At 33.8% G+C, this 21,012-nt stretch carries 33 protein-coding genes; 31 read left to right on the top strand and 2 right to left on the bottom strand.

Going from position 1 to position 21,012, the window contains the following annotated elements:
- Window positions 1–5: 5 nt before the first annotated feature.
- The 31 genes from rpsS to ACZIYX_RS15385 all read left to right on the top strand — a co-directional run bounded on the left by rpsS (window position 6) and on the right by ACZIYX_RS15385 (window position 18,817).
- A complete protein-coding gene (gene rpsS, locus ACZIYX_RS15535) occupies window positions 6–284 on the top strand; it encodes a 30S ribosomal protein S19 (protein WP_019386271.1) in 279 nt (92 codons plus the stop codon).
- Between the two features lie 8 nt (window positions 285–292).
- Window positions 293–700 (top strand): 50S ribosomal protein L22, encoded by a 408-nt coding sequence (rplV, locus tag ACZIYX_RS15530; protein WP_462683168.1) that lies wholly within the window; start codon window positions 293–295, stop codon window positions 698–700.
- An 8-nt stretch (window positions 701–708) separates the two neighbouring features.
- Entirely contained in the window at window positions 709–1,443 is a 735-nt protein-coding gene (gene rpsC / locus ACZIYX_RS15525) for a 30S ribosomal protein S3 (RefSeq protein ID WP_462683167.1), read from the top strand.
- Window positions 1,444–1,463: 20 nt separating this feature from the next.
- The gene (gene rplP, locus ACZIYX_RS15520) at window positions 1,464–1,883 is read left to right on the top strand and encodes a 50S ribosomal protein L16 (protein ID WP_462683166.1); all 420 of its coding nucleotides are present in this window, start codon (window positions 1,464–1,466) and stop codon (window positions 1,881–1,883) included.
- Window positions 1,884–1,896: 13 nt separating this feature from the next.
- Window positions 1,897–2,091 (top strand): 50S ribosomal protein L29, encoded by a 195-nt coding sequence (gene rpmC, locus ACZIYX_RS15515; protein WP_462683165.1) that lies wholly within the window; start codon window positions 1,897–1,899, stop codon window positions 2,089–2,091.
- Between the two features lie 12 nt (window positions 2,092–2,103).
- Window positions 2,104–2,361, top strand: a complete 258-nt coding sequence (rpsQ, locus tag ACZIYX_RS15510; RefSeq protein WP_024770871.1) for a 30S ribosomal protein S17 — start codon at window positions 2,104–2,106, stop codon at window positions 2,359–2,361.
- Window positions 2,362–2,363: 2 nt separating this feature from the next.
- On the top strand, window positions 2,364–2,732 hold the full coding sequence (rplN, locus tag ACZIYX_RS15505; protein ID WP_027411971.1) for a 50S ribosomal protein L14: 369 nt from the start codon (window positions 2,364–2,366) through the stop codon (window positions 2,730–2,732).
- A 13-nt stretch (window positions 2,733–2,745) separates the two neighbouring features.
- The gene (rplX, locus tag ACZIYX_RS15500; protein ID WP_462683164.1) at window positions 2,746–3,057 is read left to right on the top strand and encodes a 50S ribosomal protein L24; all 312 of its coding nucleotides are present in this window, start codon (window positions 2,746–2,748) and stop codon (window positions 3,055–3,057) included.
- 2 nt (window positions 3,058–3,059) lie between these two features.
- Window positions 3,060–3,611 carry a 50S ribosomal protein L5 gene (rplE, locus tag ACZIYX_RS15495; protein WP_462683163.1) on the top strand — a complete coding sequence of 184 codons (552 nt, stop codon included), beginning with the start codon at window positions 3,060–3,062 and terminating at the stop codon, window positions 3,609–3,611.
- A gap of 2 nt (window positions 3,612–3,613) precedes the next feature.
- Window positions 3,614–3,883 carry a 30S ribosomal protein S14 gene (gene rpsN, locus ACZIYX_RS15490; protein WP_149624741.1) on the top strand — a complete coding sequence of 90 codons (270 nt, stop codon included), beginning with the start codon at window positions 3,614–3,616 and terminating at the stop codon, window positions 3,881–3,883.
- 22 nt (window positions 3,884–3,905) lie between these two features.
- Window positions 3,906–4,304: a 30S ribosomal protein S8 gene (rpsH, locus tag ACZIYX_RS15485; RefSeq protein WP_462683162.1), complete on the top strand. Its 399-nt coding sequence runs from the start codon at window positions 3,906–3,908 to the stop codon at window positions 4,302–4,304.
- Between the two features lie 20 nt (window positions 4,305–4,324).
- Window positions 4,325–4,867, top strand: coding sequence for a 50S ribosomal protein L6 (rplF, locus tag ACZIYX_RS15480; RefSeq protein ID WP_462683161.1), 543 nt, complete (start codon window positions 4,325–4,327; stop codon window positions 4,865–4,867).
- Window positions 4,868–4,878: 11 nt separating this feature from the next.
- On the top strand, window positions 4,879–5,235 hold the full coding sequence (gene rplR, locus ACZIYX_RS15475; protein ID WP_462683160.1) for a 50S ribosomal protein L18: 357 nt from the start codon (window positions 4,879–4,881) through the stop codon (window positions 5,233–5,235).
- A 6-nt stretch (window positions 5,236–5,241) separates the two neighbouring features.
- A complete protein-coding gene (rpsE, locus tag ACZIYX_RS15470; protein ID WP_462683159.1) occupies window positions 5,242–5,766 on the top strand; it encodes a 30S ribosomal protein S5 in 525 nt (174 codons plus the stop codon).
- Window positions 5,767–5,777: 11 nt separating this feature from the next.
- Window positions 5,778–5,957 (top strand): 50S ribosomal protein L30, encoded by a 180-nt coding sequence (gene rpmD / locus ACZIYX_RS15465; protein ID WP_024770862.1) that lies wholly within the window; start codon window positions 5,778–5,780, stop codon window positions 5,955–5,957.
- 9 nt (window positions 5,958–5,966) lie between these two features.
- Window positions 5,967–6,419, top strand: a complete 453-nt coding sequence (gene rplO, locus ACZIYX_RS15460; RefSeq protein WP_462683158.1) for a 50S ribosomal protein L15 — start codon at window positions 5,967–5,969, stop codon at window positions 6,417–6,419.
- A gap of 11 nt (window positions 6,420–6,430) precedes the next feature.
- Window positions 6,431–7,768 carry a preprotein translocase subunit SecY gene (gene secY / locus ACZIYX_RS15455; RefSeq protein WP_462683157.1) on the top strand — a complete coding sequence of 446 codons (1,338 nt, stop codon included), beginning with the start codon at window positions 6,431–6,433 and terminating at the stop codon, window positions 7,766–7,768.
- Window positions 7,768–7,983: a translation initiation factor IF-1 gene (infA, locus tag ACZIYX_RS15450; RefSeq protein ID WP_010181908.1), complete on the top strand. Its 216-nt coding sequence runs from the start codon at window positions 7,768–7,770 to the stop codon at window positions 7,981–7,983. The genes secY and infA overlap by 1 nt, the downstream gene beginning before the upstream one ends.
- A gap of 118 nt (window positions 7,984–8,101) precedes the next feature.
- Complete coding sequence (gene ykgO / locus ACZIYX_RS15445) at window positions 8,102–8,218, top strand: type B 50S ribosomal protein L36 (RefSeq protein WP_013621733.1); 117 nt, start codon at window positions 8,102–8,104, stop codon at window positions 8,216–8,218.
- A 2-nt stretch (window positions 8,219–8,220) separates the two neighbouring features.
- Window positions 8,221–8,595 (top strand): 30S ribosomal protein S13, encoded by a 375-nt coding sequence (gene rpsM, locus ACZIYX_RS15440; RefSeq protein ID WP_462683156.1) that lies wholly within the window; start codon window positions 8,221–8,223, stop codon window positions 8,593–8,595.
- A gap of 8 nt (window positions 8,596–8,603) precedes the next feature.
- Window positions 8,604–8,987 carry a 30S ribosomal protein S11 gene (rpsK, locus tag ACZIYX_RS15435; protein WP_027411960.1) on the top strand — a complete coding sequence of 128 codons (384 nt, stop codon included), beginning with the start codon at window positions 8,604–8,606 and terminating at the stop codon, window positions 8,985–8,987.
- A gap of 127 nt (window positions 8,988–9,114) precedes the next feature.
- Window positions 9,115–9,720: a 30S ribosomal protein S4 gene (rpsD, locus tag ACZIYX_RS15430; protein ID WP_462683155.1), complete on the top strand. Its 606-nt coding sequence runs from the start codon at window positions 9,115–9,117 to the stop codon at window positions 9,718–9,720.
- 23 nt (window positions 9,721–9,743) lie between these two features.
- Entirely contained in the window at window positions 9,744–10,736 is a 993-nt protein-coding gene (locus ACZIYX_RS15425; RefSeq protein WP_462683154.1) for a DNA-directed RNA polymerase subunit alpha, read from the top strand.
- Window positions 10,737–10,796: 60 nt separating this feature from the next.
- On the top strand, window positions 10,797–11,270 hold the full coding sequence (gene rplQ / locus ACZIYX_RS15420; RefSeq protein WP_462683153.1) for a 50S ribosomal protein L17: 474 nt from the start codon (window positions 10,797–10,799) through the stop codon (window positions 11,268–11,270).
- Between the two features lie 111 nt (window positions 11,271–11,381).
- The gene (locus ACZIYX_RS15415) at window positions 11,382–12,095 is read left to right on the top strand and encodes a hypothetical protein (protein WP_462683152.1); all 714 of its coding nucleotides are present in this window, start codon (window positions 11,382–11,384) and stop codon (window positions 12,093–12,095) included.
- Between the two features lie 97 nt (window positions 12,096–12,192).
- A complete protein-coding gene (gene carA, locus ACZIYX_RS15410) occupies window positions 12,193–13,308 on the top strand; it encodes a glutamine-hydrolyzing carbamoyl-phosphate synthase small subunit (protein ID WP_462683151.1) in 1,116 nt (371 codons plus the stop codon).
- Window positions 13,309–13,491: 183 nt separating this feature from the next.
- The gene (gene eno, locus ACZIYX_RS15405) at window positions 13,492–14,781 is read left to right on the top strand and encodes a phosphopyruvate hydratase (protein ID WP_462683150.1); all 1,290 of its coding nucleotides are present in this window, start codon (window positions 13,492–13,494) and stop codon (window positions 14,779–14,781) included.
- A gap of 162 nt (window positions 14,782–14,943) precedes the next feature.
- Window positions 14,944–16,230, top strand: coding sequence for a citrate synthase (locus ACZIYX_RS15400; RefSeq protein ID WP_462683149.1), 1,287 nt, complete (start codon window positions 14,944–14,946; stop codon window positions 16,228–16,230).
- 193 nt (window positions 16,231–16,423) lie between these two features.
- Window positions 16,424–17,386, top strand: coding sequence for an arginase (locus ACZIYX_RS15395; protein ID WP_462683148.1), 963 nt, complete (start codon window positions 16,424–16,426; stop codon window positions 17,384–17,386).
- Between the two features lie 36 nt (window positions 17,387–17,422).
- A complete protein-coding gene (gene ctlX, locus ACZIYX_RS15390; RefSeq protein ID WP_462683147.1) occupies window positions 17,423–18,331 on the top strand; it encodes a citrulline utilization hydrolase CtlX in 909 nt (302 codons plus the stop codon).
- Window positions 18,332–18,406: 75 nt separating this feature from the next.
- The gene (locus ACZIYX_RS15385) at window positions 18,407–18,817 is read left to right on the top strand and encodes an RrF2 family transcriptional regulator (RefSeq protein ID WP_462683146.1); all 411 of its coding nucleotides are present in this window, start codon (window positions 18,407–18,409) and stop codon (window positions 18,815–18,817) included.
- Window positions 18,818–18,874: 57 nt separating this feature from the next.
- Here the strand turns inward: ACZIYX_RS15385 and ACZIYX_RS15380 are convergent, their stop codons facing one another.
- Window positions 18,875–19,492, bottom strand: coding sequence for a chromophore lyase CpcT/CpeT (locus ACZIYX_RS15380; RefSeq protein WP_462683145.1), 618 nt, complete (start codon window positions 19,490–19,492; stop codon window positions 18,875–18,877).
- Window positions 19,493–19,572: 80 nt separating this feature from the next.
- Window positions 19,573–21,000, bottom strand: a complete 1,428-nt coding sequence (locus tag ACZIYX_RS15375) for an SDR family oxidoreductase (protein ID WP_462683144.1) — start codon at window positions 20,998–21,000, stop codon at window positions 19,573–19,575.
- Between the last annotated feature and the right edge of the window lie 12 nt (window positions 21,001–21,012).

Here is a 21,012-nt window from a genome sequence, read left to right as displayed (position 1 = left end):
AAGATATGGCACGTTCATTAAAAAAAGGACCTTACGTTCACTATAAGTTAGAGAAAAAAGTAGCTGCAAATGTAGAAGCTAATAAAAAGTCTGTTATAAAGACTTGGTCTAGAGCATCTATGATTACTCCTGACTTTGTAGGGCAAACAATTGCAGTTCATAATGGTCGCCAGTTTGTACCGGTATATGTTACCGAGAATATGGTAGGTCATAAATTAGGAGAATTTTCGCCAACACGTTCCTTTAGAGGACACGCGGGTGCTAAAAATAAAGGTAAAAAATAATTTAAGTCATGGGAGTTCGTAAAAGAGAAATGGCAGAAAGAATTAAGGAAGAAAAAAAGCAACTTGCTTTTGCAAAACTTAATAACTGCCCTACGTCACCTCGTAAGATGCGCTTAGTTGCAGATTTAGTACGTGGTGTAAAAGTTGAAAAGGCGCTTCAGATTCTTAGATTTAATCCTAAAGAAGCATCACGTCGTCTGGAAAAACTATTGCTTTCTGCAATAGCTAACTGGCAAGCGAAAAATGAAGATGATAGCATCGAAGATGCAGATCTTTTTGTAAAAGAGATTCGGGTAGATGGTGGAAGTATGTTAAAAAGACTTCGTCCTGCTCCTCAGGGTCGCGCACACAGAATAAGAAAACGCTCTAATCACGTTACTATCGTGGTTGCAGCAAACAATAATACACAAAGCTAATATAAACTATGGGACAGAAGACAAATCCAATCGGAAATCGCCTAGGTATCATCAGAGGATGGGAATCCAACTGGTATGGAGGCAATGACTACGGTGATAAACTTGCCGAAGACGATAAGATTAGAAAATATGTACACGCACGTTTATCAAAAGCTAGTGTATCAAGAGTAATTATTGAGCGTACTCTTAAACTTGTAACCGTTACTATCACTACTGCCAGACCTGGTATTATTATCGGAAAAGGTGGACAAGAGGTAGACAAGTTAAAAGAAGAGCTTAAAAAAATTACCGATAAGGAAGTTCAGATCAATATTTTTGAAATTAAGAGACCAGAATTAGATGCATTTCTGGTAGGGTCTAGTGTTGCAAGACAAATCGAAAGCCGTATTTCATATCGTCGTGCTATTAAAATGGCTATCGCAGCTGCGATGAGAATGAATGCAGAAGGCATTAAGATTCAAATTTCAGGACGTCTGAATGGTGCCGAAATGGCACGTGCAGAGTCTTACAAAGAAGGTCGTATTCCTTTATCTACATTTAGAGCTGACATTGATTATTCTTTAGTTGAGGCGCATACTACTTATGGTAGACTGGGTATCAAAGTATGGATCATGAAAGGTGAAGTGTATGGTAAAAGAGAGCTTTCTCCTTTAGTTGGTTTATCCAAAAAACAAGGAAAAAGTGATAGCAGCAACAAAGGTGGACGAAGTGGTGGCAATAATAAATCACGTCGTAGAAAGTAATTTTTTAAAGTAAATTAGCAATGTTACAGCCTAAAAGAACAAAATTCCGTAAGCAACAAAAAGGACGTATGAAAGGTATTTCCCAAAGGGGGCATGAACTTTCTAACGGGACTTTCGGAATAAAATCATTAGATACAAGTTTTGTTACTGCCAGACAGATAGAAGCAGCTCGTATTTCAGCTACTCGTCACATGAAGAGAGAAGGTTCTCTGTGGATTAAAATTTTCCCGGATAAGCCAATAACAAAAAAGCCTCTCGAAGTACGTATGGGTAAAGGAAAAGGTGCCGTTGAATACTGGGTAGCAGTAGTAAAACCAGGAAGGATTTTATTTGAAATAAGTGGAGTGCCTTATGACGTAGCTAAAGAAGCATTACGTTTGGCAGCACAGAAACTTCCTGTGAAAACTAAGCTTATCGTAGCTAGAGATTATCAAGACTAATATTTGAGAGACTATGAAACAATCAGAAGTAAAAGAATTATCTACAGCTGAATTACAAGAGGAACTTGGTAAAACTCAAAAAACGTATTCAGATTTAAGAATGGCTCACGCAATGTCTCCTTTAGAAAATCCTTTACAATTACGTAAAGTTAGAAGATCTATAGCGAGAATGGCTACAGAGCTAACAAAAAGAGAATTAAACGGTTAATTCTGCTGAAAGATGGAAAAAAGAAACTTAAGAAAAGAGCGTATAGGGGTTGTTACTAGCAACAAAATGCAAAAATCAATTGTAGTTGCCGAAGTAAAAAAAGTAAAACACCCAATGTACGGAAAGTTCGTGTTAAAAACGAAAAAATACGTTGCCCACGACGAAAAAAACGACTGCAATATTGGTGATACTGTAAAGATCATGGAAACAAGACCTATGAGTAAAACCAAATGTTGGAGATTAGTAGAAGTAATTGAAAGAGCGAAGTAATTATGGTACAACAAGAGTCTAGATTAAAAGTAGCCGATAACACAGGTGGAAAAGAAGTTTTGGTCATTCGTGTTTTAGGTGGTACAGGAAGAAGATACGCCTCTGTAGGAGACAAAATAGTTGTCAGCGTTAAAGAAGCAACTCCAAATGGAAACATTAAAAAAGGAGCCGTTTCAACTGCAGTTGTAGTTCGTACTAAAAAAGAAGTGCGCAGACCAGATGGTTCTTATATCCGTTTCGATGATAATGCATGTGTTTTATTAAACCCTGCTGGCGAAATGAGAGGAACTCGTGTATTTGGTCCTGTTGCAAGAGAACTTCGTGATAAGCAATTCATGAAGATTGTTTCACTAGCGCCAGAAGTGCTTTAAAACATTTGTAAAGATGACAAAGCTAAAAATAAAATCAGGAGATACAGTACGTGTAATTGCTGGAGACAATAAAGGTCAAGAGGGTACAGTACAAAAAGTATTGAAAGACAAAAACAAGGCGATTGTAGAAGGTGTTAATTTAGTTTCTAAACACCAAAAACCTAGTGCTACTAATCCTCAGGGAGGAATAGTAAAACAAGAAGCGCCTATTCATATATCTAACTTGTCGTTATTGACCTCAAAAGGTGAAACAACCAGAGTAGGATATAGAATAGAAGGAGATAAGAAAGTGAGATTTTCTAAGAAATCTAATGAAGTAATATAGTTATGGCTTATATCCCAAGATTAAAACAAGAGTACAAAGACAGAGTAGTGTCTGCTCTTACAGAAGAATTTAGCTACAAAAATGTAATGCAAGTACCTAAACTTAAAAAAATAGTTGTAAGTAGAGGTGTTGGTGCAGCAGTAGCTGATAAAAAGTTAATTGATTACGCAGTAGATGAATTAACAACAATCACAGGTCAAAAAGCCATATCAACTATATCTAAAAAAGATATCGCTACTTTCAAATTACGTAAAGGAATGCCTATTGGAGCTAAAGTTACTTTACGAGGAGAAAGAATGTATGAATTCTTAGATCGTTTAATTACTTCAGCTTTACCACGTGTAAGAGATTTTGGAGGAATTAAAGCTACAGGTTTTGATGGTAGAGGTAATTACTCTTTAGGGATTACTGAACAAATTATTTTTCCAGAAATTGATATTGATAAAGTAAACAAAATATCAGGAATGAATATTACTTTTGAAACTTCAGCGGATACAGATAAAGAAGCAAAATCATTGTTAACCCAACTAGGTTTACCTTTTAAAAAGAATTAATTATGGCTAAAGAATCAATGAAAGCCCGTGAGGTGAAGAGAGCAAAAATAGTAGCTAAGTATGCTGAAAAACGTAAAGCTTTAAAAGAAGCCGGAGATTATGAAGCATTACAAAAGTTGCCAAAAAATGCTTCTCCAATTCGTAAGCATAATCGTTGTAAGTTAACGGGGAGACCAAAAGGATATATGCGTCAGTTTGGGATTTCTCGTGTTACATTCAGAGAAATGGCTAATCAAGGATTAATTCCAGGAGTAACAAAAGCTAGTTGGTAATAATATTTTAAAGGAGATAACAATGAATACAGATCCTATAGCAGATTATTTAACCAGAATTCGTAATGCAAACAGAGCTCAACATAGAGTTGTTGAGATACCAGCATCGAAGGTTAAAAAAGAAATCACTAAAATATTATTCGATCAAGGATATATTTTAAGTTATAAATTTGAAGATAATACAGTTCAAGGTACTATTAAGATAGCACTTAAATACGATAAGATTACAAAAGAACCAGTAATAAAAGAATTACAGAGAATTAGTAAACCGGGTTTACGAAAATACTCAGGTTCTGATAATATTCCTAGAATTCTTAACGGATTAGGTGTTGCAATTGTTTCTACTTCTCACGGTGTTATGACTGGTAAACAGGCAAAGCAAGAGAATGTAGGAGGAGAAGTACTTTGCTACGTTTATTAACAGTAAAAAAGACAAAAGAAATGTCAAGAATAGGAAAAAATCCAGTAACTATTCCGTCTGGTGTCACTGTTGAAGTGACAGGTAATGTTGTTACTGTTAAAGGAAAATTAGGAGAACTTACTCAAGAAATCGATAGTATCGATGTAAAAATTGAGGATAGCCAGGTAGTTCTAGAAAGACCTAGTGATACCAAAGATCATAAAGCAAAGCATGGTTTATACCGTTCGTTGATTAATAATATGATATTAGGTGTTTCTGAAGGGTTTACTAAACAGTTAGAATTAGTAGGAGTTGGATATAGAGCTTCTAATCAAGGTCAAAAGCTAGATTTGGCTTTGGGATTCTCTCACAATATAGTATTAGACTTAGCGCCAGAGGTGAAAGTTGAAACTATTTCAGAAAAAGGTAAGAACCCTATGATAAAATTGACTTCTCATGATAAGCAATTGGTAGGACAGGTAGCAGCTAAGATTAGAGGTTTCCGTAAACCAGAACCTTATAAAGGAAAAGGAGTTAAATTTGTAGGAGAACAATTAAGAAGAAAAGCAGGTAAATCTGCATAATGATTAACGTTATGGCATTCTCAAAAGATTTAAGAAGATTAAAGATAAGAAAGCGTATCCGCGGTAATGTAAGTGGAACAGAGCAACGTCCTAGATTATCTGTTTTTAGAAGTAACAAAGAAATCTATGCTCAGATCATAGATGATGTATCTGGTAAAACTATCAGTGCTGCTTCTTCAAGAGATAAAGACATAGCTTCGGCAGCTGGAAATAAAATAGAAAAAGCAAGCTTGGTTGGAAAAGCACTTGCCGAAAAAGCAATGAAAGCTGGTATAGAAACAGTATCCTTTGATAGAGGAGGATATTTGTATCATGGTAGAGTAAAATCATTAGCAGACGGTGCTAGAGAAGCAGGACTTAAATTCTAAGAAATTATGTATCAAAAATATAAAAACGCAGAATTAGTAAAACCAAGCGGACTTGAGCTTAAGGATCGTTTAGTTGGCGTGCAACGTGTAACTAAAGTAACTAAAGGAGGTAGAGCATTTGGTTTCTCTGCAATAGTTGTTGTAGGAGACGAAAAAGGAGTTGTAGGTCATGGTTTAGGAAAGTCTAAAGAAGTAGCAGAAGCAATCGCTAAGGCGGTAGAAGATGCAAAAAAGAATTTAGTTCGTATTCCATTACATAAAGGTACACTACCTCACGAGCAAAAAGGAAAGTATGGTGGAGCAAGAGTATTGCTAATGCCTGCAGCGACAGGTACAGGAGTGATTGCCGGTGGAGCTATTCGTGCAGTATTAGAATCTGTTGGAGTACATGATGTACTTTCTAAAAACCAAGGATCGTCTAACCCACACAATGTGGTGAAAGCAACGTTTGATGCTTTGTTACAAATGCGTAGTGCGCAACAAGTAGCAGCTCAACGTGGTGTTTCACTTGAGAAAGTGTTTAAAGGATAAATTTAGGAACGATGGCAAAGATTAAAATTACTAAAGTAAAAAGTGCGATTAACCGTACTCAGAGACAAAAGAGAACTCTAGAGGCTCTAGGTCTTAAAAAGATCGGCCAGGTTGTGGAGCATGAAGATACTCCTAATATCCTTGGGATGGTAAATAAAGTTAAACATTTAGTTTCTATAGAAACAAAATAATAAAAGCACATGGATTTAAGTAACTTAAAACCTGCTGCAGGTTCGGTAAAAAATGATGGCAAGCGAGTAGGTCGTGGACAAGGTTCTGGTAAAGGAGGAACCTCTACTCGTGGTCACAAAGGAGCAAAATCACGTTCTGGATACTCAAAAAAGATAGGTTTTGAAGGAGGGCAAATGCCACTTCAAAGACGTGTCCCAAAATTTGGATTCAAGAATGTTAACAGAAAAGAGTATCAGGGGATTAATTTAGACACACTACAAAAATTAGTAGATGATGGAAAAATTAAAGATACTGTAGATCTGGATTTGATTTTAGCTACACGTCTTGCTGGGAAAAATGATTTGGTTAAAATATTGGGAAGAGGTGAGTTGAAGGCTAAATTAAAAGTCTCGGCTCATAAATTTACAGCCACTGCAAAAGCTGCTATCGAAGCAGCAGGTGGTGAAGCAGTAACCTTATAATTGACAATTTCATGAAATTTATTGACACAATAAAAAACATTTGGAAAATCGAAGAACTAAAAAATAGAATCTTAGTTACTTTAGGATTGCTTTTAGTATATCGATTTGGAGCACAAGTTGTACTTCCGGGAGTAGATGCTTCAGAATTAGCAAATCTGGGAACACAAACCCAAGATGGTTTGTTGGGATTACTTAATGCATTTACAGGAGGAGCTTTTGCTAACGCTTCGGTATTTGCTTTAGGGATTATGCCATATATATCAGCTTCAATCGTAGTACAGTTAATGGGGATTGCTATCCCTTATTTACAAAAGCTACAAAAAGAAGGGGAAAGTGGTAGAAAAAAAATTAATCAAATTACTCGTTGGCTAACCATAGCTATAACTTTAGTTCAAGGTCCCGGGTACATTTATAATTTATTTGCAACACTTCCGGCAGAAGCCTTTGTGATGCCCAATCAAACTATTTTTGTTGTGTCTTCAGTAATTATAATATCTACAGGTTGTATTTTTGCAATGTGGCTAGGAGAAAGAATTACAGATAAAGGTATCGGTAATGGTATTTCTTTACTGATTATGGTAGGTATTATAGCAACATTACCACAATCGTTTGTTCAAAATTTTGCATCGAGAACATCTGGTGATAGTGGAGGAATGATAATGGTACTAATAGAGTTGGTTATCTGGTTTGTTGTTATTTTAGCATCTGTATTATTGGTAATGGCAGTTCGTCAAATACCAGTTCAATATGCCCGAAGAACTGCAGGAGGAGGATACGAAAAAAATGTATTTGGTTCTCGTCAGTATATACCTTTAAAACTTAATGCCTCTGGAGTAATGCCAATTATTTTTGCTCAGGCAATCATGTTTGTGCCTTCAGCAGTTGCAAGTCTTTCCGATTCTGAATTTTCTCAAGGCATAAAAGCTGCTTTCAGTGATATTTTTGGATTATGGTATAACTTAGTATTTGCGCTGTTAATTATCATTTTTACCTATTTCTATACTGCAATTACAGTTCCTACCAATAAAATGGCAGATGATTTAAAGCGTAGTGGTGGTTTTATTCCAGGGATTCGTCCGGGGAGTGAAACATCTGAATATTTGGACAAAATCATGTCTCAAATTACTTTGCCGGGATCTGTCTTCTTAGCATTAGTGGCAATTTTTCCTGCAATAGCAGTTAAGCTTCTTAATGTTCAACAAGGATGGGCATTGTTTTTTGGAGGTACCTCCTTACTTATTATGGTTGGGGTAGCTATAGATACTATGCAGCAGATTAATTCATATTTATTGAATAGACATTATGATGGATTAATGAAAACCGGTAAAAATCGTAAAGCAGTAGCATAATGGCAAAACAACCTGCAATAGAGCAAGATGGTAGCATAATCGAAGCATTGTCTAATGCAATGTTTAGAGTAGAATTAGAAAATGGTCATGTAGTGACAGCTCACATTTCTGGTAAAATGCGTATGCATTATATTAAATTACTACCAGGAGATAAGGTTAAATTAGAAATGAGCCCTTATGATTTATCAAAGGCTCGGATTACATATAGATATTAATAGTGTATTAATATATTAGTTAATTAAGATTTTTTATGTACTTTTGCGGGCTGAAAAATCTTGTTACTGATTCCTTCAAGATGTATAACAATATGTTTTGAAAATAAAAAACAAAGAGATGAAAGTTAGAGCATCAATAAAAAAGAGAAGTGCCGAGTGCAAGATTGTACGTAGAAAAGGCCGACTTTACGTGATTAATAAAAAGAATCCTAGATTTAAACAAAGACAAGGGTAATTATGGCAAGAATTGCAGGGGTAGATATACCTAAACAAAAGCGAGGAGTTATAGCATTAACCTATATCTTCGGAATTGGTAGAAGTAGAGCTAAAGAAATTTTAGCAGCTGCCAAAGTAGATGAAAGTACAAAAGTTTCTGATTGGGATGATGATCAAATTGGTCGTATTCGGGAAGCTGTTGGGGTTTATACCATAGAAGGTGAATTACGTTCTGAAGTACAATTAAGTATCAAACGTCTTATGGATATAGGATGTTATAGAGGTATTCGTCATAGAGCTGGTTTACCACTTAGAGGACAACGTACTAAAAACAATTCTAGAACACGTAAAGGAAGAAGAAAAACAGTTGCTAACAAGAAAAAAGCGACTAAATAATAAGTAGTATGGCAAAGTCAACTTCAAAAAAACGTAAAGTAATTGTTGAATCTGTAGGAGAAGCACATGTAACTGCTTCTTTTAACAACATTATTATTTCGTTAACAAATAAAAAAGGAGATGTAATTTCCTGGTCTTCTGCTGGTAAAATGGGTTTCAGAGGTTCTAAAAAGAATACTCCGTACGCTGCTCAATTAGCCGCAGAAGATGCTTCAAAAGTAGCTTTAGAAGCAGGGCTTAAAAAAGTAAAAGTATACGTGAAGGGCCCGGGAAATGGTAGAGAATCAGCAATACGTTCTCTTCATAATGCAGGTATAGAAGTTTCAGAAATCATTGATGTAACACCAATGCCTCATAATGGATGTCGTCCTCCTAAAAGACGTAGAGTATAATTACTACCCCGAACTTTGTTCGGGTTCTTTTTATATAATTAAATAAGTAAATCTAAAAGAGGAGTATTAATTATCGAAGGAAAGAGACCTTAATTCATAATTATCCTTTATAACTAAATTATTAATAATGGCAAGATATACTGGTCCAAAAACTAAAATCGCCCGTAAATTTGGCGAAGCAATTTTCGGAGATGACAAATCTTTCGAAAAAAGAAATTATCCTCCTGGGCAACATGGAAACAACAGAAGAAGAGGTAAAAAAAGTGAATATGCAATCCAATTAATGGAAAAGCAGAAAGCAAAATATACTTATGGTGTTCTTGAACGTCAATTCCGTAATATGTTTGAAAAAGCTACTCGTTCTCAAGGTATTACAGGTGAGGTTTTGCTTCAGTTATGTGAATCTCGTTTAGATAATGTAGTATTTAGAATGGGGTTGTCAAATTCTCGTAGTGGAGCAAGACAATTAGTTTCTCACAGACATATTACTGTAAACGGGCAACAAGTTAATATCCCTTCTTATCAACTAAAATCTGGAGATGTTGTTGGAGTGAGAGAAAAATCTAAATCGTTAGAAGTAATCCAAAATTCACTTGCTAATAATAGTAAAGTATATGAGTGGATTACGTTTAATAATGATACAAAACAAGGAACTTTTGTATCAGTTCCGGCAAGAATTCAAATTCCGGAAAATATTAACGAACAATTCATCGTCGAATTATACTCTAAGTAATAACTCTAAGAAGAAACAATAACATGGCAATATTAAATTTTCAGAAGCCCGATAAAGTTATCATGATCGACTCTACTGAGTTCGATGGTAAATTTGAATTTAGACCATTAGAACCAGGGTATGGATTAACAGTTGGTAACGCTTTGCGAAGAGTTTTGCTGTCTTCTTTAGAAGGATTCGCTATAACTTCTCTTAGGATAGAAGGTGTAGATCATGAGTTCTCAACTATCTCTGGAGTTGTAGAAGATGTTACAGAGATTATTTTAAATCTTAAACAAGCACGTTTTAAGCGTCAGATAGAAGATATAGATAATGAATCTGTAACTATATCAATTTCTGGTCAGGAACAGCTAACTGCTGGTGATTTTCAGAAATTTATTTCTGGATTTCAAGTTTTGAACCCGGATTTGGTTATCTGTAATATGGATAAAAAAGTAGCACTTAACCTTGAAATTACCATTGAAAAAGGTAGAGGTTATGTACCTGCTGAAGAAAATAAGAAGGCTAACGCTCCTATTGGAACCATTTTTACAGATTCAATCTATACGCCAATCAAAAATGTTAAGTATAGTATAGAGAATTATCGTGTAGAGCAAAAAACAGATTACGAAAAATTAATTTTCGAAATTGTAACAGACGGGTCTATACACCCTAAAGATGCATTAACTGAAGCTGCTAAAATATTAATCCATCATTTCATGTTGTTCTCTGATGAACGTATAACATTAGAAGCTGATGAGATTGCACAGACAGAAACTTATGATGAAGAATCACTTCACATGAGACAGTTGCTAAAAACTAAATTGATCGATATGGATCTTTCTGTACGCGCACTTAACTGTTTAAAAGCAGCAGAAGTAGACACTTTAGGTGACTTGGTATCTTATAATAAAAATGACTTAATGAAGTTTCGTAACTTTGGTAAAAAGTCTTTAACTGAACTTGAAGAATTGGTGAATGTTAAAGGACTTAACTTTGGTATGGATCTTTCCAAATATAAATTAGATAAAGACTAATCTGTCATATTTTGCTCCCCAGAGAGGGTTGTAGCAAGATGATGATTAAAATTAAATGTCATGAGACACGGAAAAAAAGTAAATCATTTAGGAAGAAAAACAGCACATCGTAAAGCTATGCTTGCCAATATGGCTTGTTCCTTAATTGAACACAAAAGAATAAATACTACAGTAGCAAAAGCTAAAGCGCTTAAGCAATTTGTAGAGCCATTGGTAACAAAATCTAAAGAAGACACAACGCATAATCGTCGTATTGTATTTAGTAGATTGCGTAATAAATATGCAGTTACTGAGTTGTTTAGAGATGTTGCCCCTAAAGTAGGAGACAGACCAGGAGGATATACAAGAATTATCAAACTAGGTAATCGTCTTGGGGATAATGCAGATATGGCAATGATTGAATTAGTAGATTATAACGAGTTGTACAATGCTGGTAAACCTGCTAAGAAAAAATCAAGAAGAAGAGGCGGAAATAAAACAGGTGCTGCTCCCGTAGCTCCCGTAACTGAAACTTCTACTTCTGAAGAAGAATAAATGAAAGATGCGAATCGTACATAATATAAAAAAGGATAAACGTTCATCGTTTATCCTTTTTTTGTTTCTAGTAGTATTTTTGTAATGTATTAAAAATAAATAACTAAAATTATGAACTCAAAATTAATTACCATGGGATTAGTCATAATAGGGCTAATTCAGTTTTCATTTGGACAAGGAGGGGTTGGTCTTGATAATAATGTTAACCAATTGGCAAAATCTATAGAATCTATGAGTATTGGAAAACAGCAAAGTATTGCTACTTTTGTTAGGATTCCTCCACGTAAAATTCTTGGATCCTATCATATATTTGATACATGGGAGAATAAAGGTGTAATTTATGTTAATAAGGAAAAAGCATATAATATTAACAATATTAATGTAAACGTAAAAGAAAACAGGTTTGAATCAAGAACTTCCAAGGATTCTGTTTTTGCATTTGATACGCAGGTACTTGATTATGTGTTGATTAATGACAGGAAGTTTAAGCGTGTTTATTTTGATCCTTTTCGAGATTATAAAATTTGCGAATTGATCGTAGAGGAAGATGATTATAAGATTTTCAAAGTATATAGATCAGATGTAAAGAAAAATGACCCAGACCCATTAATGATAAAACCTAATGGGGATGAATTTGTTGTCAATTCGTGGTATTATATTAAAAGAGGAGAAGATATAGAGAGGTTTAAATTAAATAAAAAATATATTCTTGAGTTGCTCTCCAATCATAAAAAAGAAATAGAAAGTTTTGCCAAGAAAAATAAACTTTCGTGGAATAAGGTAGAAGATTTTAAACAGATGTATCTAAAATGGAAGACATTATAAGAGGATAGTTACAAATGTTTCAAGGAAACTGTTTTGATTTATCCTTTTTCGCACAATTTCGCAATACATTTATAATAATTTAATTAAGATTTAGGTTTTGAAATATCAATCTCGAAAAAAAGCAATACTCTTATTAGCAGATGGAACCATTTTTCATGGTAAAGCAGTAGGAAAAGAAGGTAACGCCTTTGGTGAAGTGTGTTTTAACACAGGTATGACAGGTTATCAGGAAATTTTTACAGATCCTTCTTATTATGGACAATTAATGGTAACTACTAATGCGCATATTGGTAATTATGGTACTAATGAAGAAGAAATAGAATCTGATTCGATTAAGATTTCAGGTTTAATTGTTAAAAATTTTAGCTATGAATTTTCTAGAGATCTTGCGGACAGTTCGTTACAGGATTTTTTGGAAAAACATGGTCTTCTTGCAATTTCAGATGTAGACACCCGTGCATTAGTTAGTTATATAAGAGATAATGGAGCAATGAACGCTGTTATTTCTACAGAAGTAGATAATATAGACGCTTTAAAAAAGCAACTACAAGATGTTCCGGATATGAACGGATTAGAATTAGCGTCTAAAGTGTCAACAGTAAAACCATATTTTTTTGGAGACCCTAATGCTACATATAAAATATCTGCATTGGATTTAGGAATTAAAAGAAATATACTTAGGAATTTGGCAAAAAGAGATGCGTATATAAAAGTATTCCCTTTTGATGCCTCATTCGAAGAAATGGATGATTGGAATCCGGATGGGTTCTTTTTGTCGAATGGTCCCGGGGATCCGGAACCATTATTTCAGGCAATTGCTACTGCCAAAGAGATTATAAAAAATAACAGACCTCTTTTTGGGATTTGTTTAGGGCATCAGGTAATCGCATTGGCAAATGGGATTAGTACTTATAAAATGCATAACGGACATAGAGGAATAAACCATCCTGTCAAAAATTTGATTACAGGGAAGGGAGAGATAACATCTCAAAATCATGGATTTGCTATAAGTAGAGAAGAAGCCGAAGAACATCAGGATATTGAAATAACACATATCCACCTTAATGATAATACAGTAGCGGGTATTAGAATGAAAAATAAAAACTGTTTTTCTGTACAATATCATCCAGAAGCCAGTCCTGGTCCAAATGACTCAGTGTATTTATTTGATGAATTTATTGAAAATATTAAAAAATCAGAAATTACAATATAAAATAAAGGGTATTTGGTTAAAAACCAGTTGGTTTTGATAATGATTAATCTATAACGTTATAGTTGATAACTTCATAGCTATATTGTAATTAGGAATATAAATTAAGGTTTTTTGCAGTTATAAAAATTTACTGGTTTTGTATATTGCATCGAATTAAAATTATCCAACAAATAAATTGAAAACATGAGTGTAATTATTAATATTCACGCTAGACAAATCTTAGATTCAAGAGGTAACCCAACAGTAGAGGTAGATGTAATTACCGAAAATGGTATTTTAGGTAGAGCCGCTGTTCCTTCAGGAGCTTCTACAGGAGAACATGAAGCGGTAGAATTAAGAGACGGGGGGTCTGCATACATGGGCAAAGGAGTTCTTAAAGCTGTAGAAAATGTAAATACGATAATTGCTGAAGAGTTATTAGGGTATTCTGTATTTGAACAAAATTTATTAGACCAAACAATGATTGAATTGGATGGTACTCCAAATAAATCAAAACTAGGTGCTAATGCAATATTAGGAGTTTCATTAGCAGCTGCAAAAGCAGCCGCAAACGAGCTTAATATGCCATTATATCGTTATGTAGGAGGAGTGAGTGCTAATACATTACCAGTGCCAATGATGAATATTATAAATGGAGGTTCACATAGTGATGCACCAATTGCATTTCAGGAATTTATGATAATGCCGGTAAAAGCAAATAACTTTACTCATGCAATGCAAATGGGAACCGAGATTTTTCATAACCTTAAAAAAGTATTGCATGATCGTGGATTAAGTACAGCAGTAGGAGATGAAGGTGGTTTTGCTCCAACATTAAATGGTACCGAAGATGCTTTGGATTCAATAGCATTAGCTGTAGAAAAAGCAGGATATAAGTTTGGAGACGAAATAATGGTGGCATTAGATTGTGCAGCGGCCGAATTTTATGTTGATGGTAAATATGACTACACTAAATTTGAAGGAGATAAAGGGGTTGTGCGTAGTAGTGAAGAACAAGCAGATTATCTGGCAGAGCTAGCCTCAAAGTACCCTATTATATCAATAGAAGATGGTATGGATGAAAATGATTGGGAAGGATGGAAATATCTTACAGACAAAATAGGGGATAAAGTTCAATTGGTAGGAGACGATTTGTTTGTAACTAATGTAGAGCGACTTTCAAAAGGAATCAAAAACGGTATTGCAAATTCAATACTAATTAAAGTAAATCAGATAGGAACTCTTACAGAAACTATAGCGGCAGTAAATATGGCACATAATGCAGGGTATACCTCTGTAATGTCTCATAGATCAGGAGAGACAGAAGATAATACTATTGCAGATCTTGCAGTTGCCCTTAATACAGGACAAATTAAAACAGGATCAGCTTCTCGTAGTGATAGAATGGCAAAGTACAATCAACTACTTCGTATCGAAGAAGAATTAGGTACTGTAGCCTACTATCCTAAAAAGGATGCGTTTAAAATAAAATAAAAGCAGTTTTGATAAAAAAGAGACAATCTTTAAAGATTGCCTCTTTTTTATGTTTAAAAATATTTTGTAAGGTTAAAAATGATGATACGATTAATAATATATTAACACTATATTTTGTAATTTAGCGATCCTACAATAATAGAAAAATTCTAAAATAATCACATGTCAAAAAAAGCTACGTTAGAAATCGACGGTAATAGATATGAGTTCCCAATTATAGAAGGAACAGAGAATGAATTAGGAATTGATATCAAAACACTTAGAGAAGTAACCGGAGGGGTTACTACCTTGGATCCCGGATATAAAAATACAGGAAGCTGTGAGAGTGGTATCACTTTTCTTGATGGAGAAAAAGGAATCTTAAGATATCGAGGATATTCTATAGAAGAATTAGCAGAAAAGGCAGATTTTTTAGAAGTTGCATATCTGTTAATATTTGGAGAACTTCCTACCAAAGCACAGTTAGATAAGTTTGATAAAGACATAAAAGAAGAATCCCATGTAGATGAAGACATGAAGAAAATTCTGGATGGCTTTCCTAAGAGTGCCCATCCAATGGGAGTATTATCATCATTAACAAGTGCATTAATTGCTTTTAATCCTGGTTCTGTAGATGTAGCATCAAACGAGGCTATGTACAATGCAATTGTAAAAATAATGGCAAAATTCCCAGTGCTTGCCGCATGGACAATGCGAAAGAGAAAAAGTCTTCCTTTAGATTATGGAGACGATTCATTGGGATATGTTGAAAACTTACATAAAATGATGTTTTCAAGACCTAATAAAGCATACGAACCTAATCAAATTGTAAATGATGCATTAGATAAACTATTAATCCTTCATGCAGATCATGAACAAAATTGCTCTACTTCTACAGTTAGGATAGTAGGTTCTTCTCATGCAGGATTATTTGCGTCCTTATCAGCTGGGATATCTGCATTATGGGGCCCCCTTCATGGAGGTGCAAATCAGGCAGTTATTGAAATGCTGGAAGCAATTAAAGCAGACGGAGGAGATACAGCAAAGTATATTAATAAAGCAAAAGATAAAAATGATCCATTCCGGTTAATGGGATTTGGGCATCGAGTGTATAAAAATTTTGATCCAAGAGCTAAGATTATAAAGAAATCTGCTGAAGAAGTTTTAGGAAGTTTAGGTATCGAAGACCCTGTTTTGGATATAGCCAAAGGATTAGCATTAGTAGCTCTGGAAGATGAGTATTTTGTGGAAAGAAAATTATACCCTAATGTAGATTTCTACTCAGGAATAATTTATAGAGCCTTAGGGATACCTACAGAAATGTTTACTGTAATGTTTGCTTTAGGCAGATTGCCAGGATGGATAGCACAATGGAGAGAAATGAGACTTCGCAAAGAACCTATTGGCAGACCCAGACAAATATACACCGGAAAAAACTACAGGCCTTTTGTAAAGGTAGAAGAGAGGTAAAAAGACATATTTTGAAATATAAAGCTTTACATTATTTTATGAATTTGTAAAGCTTTTGTTTTTTATTTTATATGAAGGTGTTTTTAGAATTGATAAGAAACACAGTTTGGTTTAAAAGCTTAGATATAGAATCAAAGATTGTTTGTTTTGTTTATTGCACTCTAAGTGATAATTAAAAACAATAAAATGAGTCATGAAAGAAATTAAATTAATTAAAAATAGGTCTGATATCGGAGCAGGAACCAGGGGTTCTGATCTGGGAATTGATGCAATAGAAATAGCAGCTATTAATAATAAAGATGATTATTTTAATCTGTATAAGTATGAAAATGTAGAAACAGAAAATGAAACGATCTATGATAAAGTAAATAATTCTTTTGCTAAACGCATAGTAAGCGTAATTAATGTGTGTACCAGATTAAGTAATAGTGTAGCAAAAAGCCTGCAAAATAAAGAGTATCCAATTGTGCTATCTGGAGATCATTCTTCTGCATTAGGAACTATTAGCGGGATAAAAACAGCAAACCCCGACAAAACATTAGGAGTGATATGGATAGACGCACACGCAGATGTACATTCCCCTTATACATCACCTTCAGGAAACATACATGGTATGCCATTGGCAGCAGCGCTTTCTGATGATAATTTGGATTGTAAAATAAATGAAGTTTCAGAAGAAACCGTTGTTTTGTGGGACAAAATGAAAAACATTGGAATCCATGGGCAGAAAATTAAACATGAACATATAGTATATTTTGGGGTAAGAGATACAGAAGAACCTGAAGAAAAAGTTATAGAACAAAATAAAATTAAAAACTATACAGTAGAAGAAATACGCTATCGCGGTTATAAAAAGTGCTTAGAAGAGGCCGTTCAGAGATTGGAACCCTGTGATGTTCTGTATATATCTTTTGATGTGGATAGCCTGGATTGTGATTTAATATCTAAAGGAACCGGTACCCCCGTATCTAGAGGATTTGATATTGACGAAGTTATTTGTATAATTCAGGCATTTGTAAATACTAAGAAAACCGTATGTTTTGAAGTGGTAGAAGTTAATCCTACTCTTGATGATAAAGGAAACAGAATGGCAGAAGCAGCTTTTGAAGTTTTAAAAGCAACAACAGGCACCATTATACAAAAAATGATACATTAATTTATATTGGAAAAACAAGTTACAAACACAATAGTTATGATTCGTCCTGTACAGTTCAGGATGAACGAGCAAACAGCCGTAAATAACTATTATCAAGAAGATACAGGGATAATATATAAAGAAGCTAATCTAAAAGCACAATCAGAGTTTGACCAATTTGTGAAAAAACTAAGAGAAACAGGAGTGCAAGTTATCGTTATTAATGATGACGATGCTAGTGATACTCCAGACTCTGTTTTTCCAAATAATTGGGTTTCTTTTCATCAAAATGGTAATGTAGGATTATATCCAATGTTTGCAAAAAACAGAAGGAAAGAACGTAAACCAGAAGTTTTAGATCGAATTGAAGAATTTGGTTTTGAAATAAAAAATATTATCGATTATACAAGTGCCGAAGAAGAAGGTTTGTTTCTGGAAGGTACAGGAAGCCTTGTATTGGACAGGGTAAACAGAAAAGCTTATTGTGCACTATCTCCTAGAGCAAATGAAGATTTGGTAATAGAGTTTTGTGAAGATTTTGAGTATACCCCTGTTATTTTTACAGCATATCAAACAGTAAACTCTAATAGGTTGCCAATATATCATACAAATGTTATGATGGGAGTTGGAGAAACATTTGCAGTAGTATGTTTGGATTGTATAGATGATAAAAAAGAACGTAAAAACCTTATTAATCATTTAAAACTAGACGGTAAAGAAATTATTGCAATAACAGAAAATCAGGTAAATAACTTTGCAGGTAATGTACTTCAAGTTGTAGGTTTAGGAGATAAACGTTATCTTGTAATGTCGACAGCAGCGTTCAATAGCCTGGCTAAGGACCAAATAACCAAGATAGAAAAGCATTGTGCTATTCTTTATAGTGATTTAACTACTATTGAAAAATTAGGAGGAGGTAGTGCTCGTTGTATGATGGCAGAAGTTTTTCTTCCTGTACGTTTATAACTTATACTCATAAAGTTAGGTTTTTAAATATACCTGTACTATAATTATGAGTTGTATTCTGAAACTAATTAAAATATGCTTTCTAAAAAAACTAAATACGGTCTAAAGGCGCTTACATATATTGCAAGAAAAAAATGTAACCTTCCTGTTTTAATATCAGAAATTGCAATTAGTGAAAATATCTCTCAAAAGTTTTTGGAAAGTATCTTATTAACCTTAAGAAAAACAGGATTTTTAGGATCAAAAAAAGGAAAAGGAGGGGGGTATTATCTTATTAGAGATCCAAAGGATATTACAATGGCTTCTATAATAAGGGTTTTAGAAGGTCCAATTGCAATGGTTCCGTGTGTTAGCCTTAATTTTTATGAAAAATGCGATGATTGCCCAGACGAAGATAAATGTGCAGTACATAGCGTTATGATTGAAGTAAGGGATAGCACATTAAAAGTTTTAGAAAATAAATCTTTGGCAGATTTTATTAAGTAAATCTTGCAGATAATATACTTTGATTTTTCAGGATGTTTAAAAGAATAAGCAAACCCTTTATTCTTTTAACCTTTTATATGTGTAAGGGCCCTTTATTACTCCCCAAACTTGTTTTCCTTTACTATCGTATCCTTTTGTCCAAATAGAGATTTTGTTTTTACTAATTACAAAAGAACTGGTAATATAATTAATGTAATCAACATTGCTAAGGCAGGATTTCTTTTTTATTTTTCCAGAATATATCGTAGAAGTTTTTTTCTTAAAGTACATTTGGCAACCATCTTTTACCCTGATACTGTCTTGGGTTAGTTTATTAAAAAGTTCAGGTTTTGCTTGAGCACCTTTATAATTTTCAGCATTAAGAATCGTATAACTTGTACTTACAAAAGTTGATGCATCTGCTCTTTTGTAATTTATAATTCGTTGACTATATATCAGACTGCTGTTTTTTGCGTCAGAAATTTCTGAATACAACCAATATTCGGGTTTGTTTTCCCAAATCCTTATATTTCTTAAATTTAAATGAGTAAAGCTAATATCGTTTTCTGCTTGTTCTTCGTTAGAAAATTCACCTGTTAAAAGCATTACCAATTTATGTAATTCAATATCTTTTACAGGTTTAGAATCACAAGATAATAATATAGATAGCAGAATAAATAGTAAAAATAACTTCATACAGTTTTTTACTAAATATATAAAAAATAAGAAAAAAAATGCAATTTATCGATAAAACTAAGCGTTTTATCCTAGTATAATTAACTTAGAGCAGCTATTTTTTTTATCATACCCGAAAAAATGAAGAAATGAAAAGGAATCATAGAATACCAATACAATCTTCCCCAAACCCCTTTAGGTCTGAAGGTGGCAGTTTGATGCAGGATATTATCTTTATCAATATTAAACTCTAACCAAGCTTCTCCCGGGATTTTCATTTCGGCAAAAAGTAATAAACGTTTATTGTTTTTATCAGCAACAAGAACCCTCCAAAAGTCCAGAGCATCCCCAGAAGATATTTTATCCAGATGCGTTCTTCCCCTTCGTAGTCCAACCCCTCCAAAAAACTTATCGATATAACCCCTTATTTTCCATACCCAATTTCCATAATACCATCCATTTTCACCTCCTATAGCCCAAATTTTTTCTACAGCTTTTTCGATGTTTGTTATTTTAGTTTTTTTGTAATCTTTAAAACACCCTCTTTTTGGAACAGATACATATTTTTGAATGCTATTTTCAAAACGGCCGCTAATAGCAGAGTCTTTCCAACTAGAAACAACCTGATTTTGTTCTATTTTTATAAATGCCAATTCTAAAGCTTTGGCGTAATTCATAGGTGTAATATCTAATATTTCCTGAAGATGTTTGTCTTTGGCTATAACAGGTATTCTCATACTGTCTACTAGATTTAATGCCAGTTTATAAGAGGTAGATGTCACAAAATAAAGCCAGTAAGAAGATAATTTTGGGGTCATAACCGGTATAGTAAATATGAATAATTTGAGCCTCCTTACTTCAGCATATAGATAAAGCATCTCTTTATAACTAAGGATATCAGGTCCGCTTACGTCAAAAGATTGATTGTAACATTTTTTGTTTCCTAAAACACCTGTCATAAAAATTAAAACATCCCTAATGGCAATTGGTTGCGTTTTGGTATTAACCCATTTTGGGGTAATCATTACAGGAAGTTTTTCACATAAATCACGTATAATTTCAAAAGATGAGCTTCCGGACCCCACTATGATACCTGATCTTAAAACGGTAAGGTTATATTTGCCCCTGTATAATATATTTTCTACATTTTTACGAGACCATAGATGTTTAGATAAGTTTTTTTCATTTACAATGCCACTTAGGTAAATTACCTGTTGAATGGTAGTCTTTTCTATATATTTAATAAAATTAAGAGCAGATACCTCTTCTTTTTTGTCAAAATCGGTAGTAGAAGAACTCATGGAGTGGATAAGATAATATGCAACATCAATGTTTACAGGTAAAATAGTGAGATCAGGTTCCTTTAGAAAATCAATTTCTACTATGGTAATTTTGTTTCTGATTTCTTCATCTACAGGCAATCTGTTTTTGTCTCTTACACAACATAGTACGTCATGCCCAAGATCTAATAATAAAGGTAATAGTCGCATTCCTATATACCCATTAGTTCCGGTAAGTAGTATTCTCATTTTTTTTTAAAA

The sequence above is a fragment of the Aquimarina sp. genome (assembly GCF_977115655.1).
The sequence above is the reverse complement of the archived record's forward strand: the minus strand, read 5'-3'. Positions and strand labels throughout refer to the sequence as shown.

Coding starts and splice junctions, on each gene's coding strand:
- rpsE (WP_462683159.1), top strand. CDS start 5,242: ATGTATCAAAAATATAAAAACGCAGAATTAGTAAAACCAAGCGGACTT.
- secY (WP_462683157.1), top strand. CDS start 6,431: ATGAAATTTATTGACACAATAAAAAACATTTGGAAAATCGAAGAACTA.
- eno (WP_462683150.1), top strand. CDS start 13,492: ATGAGTGTAATTATTAATATTCACGCTAGACAAATCTTAGATTCAAGA.
- rpsN (WP_149624741.1), top strand. CDS start 3,614: ATGGCTAAAGAATCAATGAAAGCCCGTGAGGTGAAGAGAGCAAAAATA.
- rplO (WP_462683158.1), top strand. CDS start 5,967: ATGGATTTAAGTAACTTAAAACCTGCTGCAGGTTCGGTAAAAAATGAT.
- rpsS (WP_019386271.1), top strand. CDS start 6: ATGGCACGTTCATTAAAAAAAGGACCTTACGTTCACTATAAGTTAGAG.
- rpsC (WP_462683167.1), top strand. CDS start 709: ATGGGACAGAAGACAAATCCAATCGGAAATCGCCTAGGTATCATCAGA.
- ACZIYX_RS15400 (WP_462683149.1), top strand. CDS start 14,944: ATGTCAAAAAAAGCTACGTTAGAAATCGACGGTAATAGATATGAGTTC.
- rpsK (WP_027411960.1), top strand. CDS start 8,604: ATGGCAAAGTCAACTTCAAAAAAACGTAAAGTAATTGTTGAATCTGTA.
- rpmD (WP_024770862.1), top strand. CDS start 5,778: ATGGCAAAGATTAAAATTACTAAAGTAAAAAGTGCGATTAACCGTACT.
- ACZIYX_RS15385 (WP_462683146.1), top strand. CDS start 18,407: ATGCTTTCTAAAAAAACTAAATACGGTCTAAAGGCGCTTACATATATT.
- infA (WP_010181908.1), top strand. CDS start 7,768: ATGGCAAAACAACCTGCAATAGAGCAAGATGGTAGCATAATCGAAGCA.
- ACZIYX_RS15415 (WP_462683152.1), top strand. CDS start 11,382: ATGAACTCAAAATTAATTACCATGGGATTAGTCATAATAGGGCTAATT.
- rplR (WP_462683160.1), top strand. CDS start 4,879: ATGGCATTCTCAAAAGATTTAAGAAGATTAAAGATAAGAAAGCGTATC.
- rpsD (WP_462683155.1), top strand. CDS start 9,115: ATGGCAAGATATACTGGTCCAAAAACTAAAATCGCCCGTAAATTTGGC.
- ykgO (WP_013621733.1), top strand. CDS start 8,102: ATGAAAGTTAGAGCATCAATAAAAAAGAGAAGTGCCGAGTGCAAGATT.
- ACZIYX_RS15395 (WP_462683148.1), top strand. CDS start 16,424: ATGAAAGAAATTAAATTAATTAAAAATAGGTCTGATATCGGAGCAGGA.
- ACZIYX_RS15425 (WP_462683154.1), top strand. CDS start 9,744: ATGGCAATATTAAATTTTCAGAAGCCCGATAAAGTTATCATGATCGAC.
- rplP (WP_462683166.1), top strand. CDS start 1,464: ATGTTACAGCCTAAAAGAACAAAATTCCGTAAGCAACAAAAAGGACGT.
- ACZIYX_RS15380 (WP_462683145.1), bottom strand. CDS start 19,492: ATGAAGTTATTTTTACTATTTATTCTGCTATCTATATTATTATCTTGT.
- rplF (WP_462683161.1), top strand. CDS start 4,325: ATGTCAAGAATAGGAAAAAATCCAGTAACTATTCCGTCTGGTGTCACT.
- ctlX (WP_462683147.1), top strand. CDS start 17,423: ATGATTCGTCCTGTACAGTTCAGGATGAACGAGCAAACAGCCGTAAAT.
- rplE (WP_462683163.1), top strand. CDS start 3,060: ATGGCTTATATCCCAAGATTAAAACAAGAGTACAAAGACAGAGTAGTG.
- rpsH (WP_462683162.1), top strand. CDS start 3,906: ATGAATACAGATCCTATAGCAGATTATTTAACCAGAATTCGTAATGCA.
- rpsQ (WP_024770871.1), top strand. CDS start 2,104: ATGGAAAAAAGAAACTTAAGAAAAGAGCGTATAGGGGTTGTTACTAGC.
- rpsM (WP_462683156.1), top strand. CDS start 8,221: ATGGCAAGAATTGCAGGGGTAGATATACCTAAACAAAAGCGAGGAGTT.
- rpmC (WP_462683165.1), top strand. CDS start 1,897: ATGAAACAATCAGAAGTAAAAGAATTATCTACAGCTGAATTACAAGAG.
- rplN (WP_027411971.1), top strand. CDS start 2,364: ATGGTACAACAAGAGTCTAGATTAAAAGTAGCCGATAACACAGGTGGA.
- ACZIYX_RS15375 (WP_462683144.1), bottom strand. CDS start 21,000: ATGAGAATACTACTTACCGGAACTAATGGGTATATAGGAATGCGACTA.
- rplX (WP_462683164.1), top strand. CDS start 2,746: ATGACAAAGCTAAAAATAAAATCAGGAGATACAGTACGTGTAATTGCT.
- rplV (WP_462683168.1), top strand. CDS start 293: ATGGGAGTTCGTAAAAGAGAAATGGCAGAAAGAATTAAGGAAGAAAAA.
- rplQ (WP_462683153.1), top strand. CDS start 10,797: ATGAGACACGGAAAAAAAGTAAATCATTTAGGAAGAAAAACAGCACAT.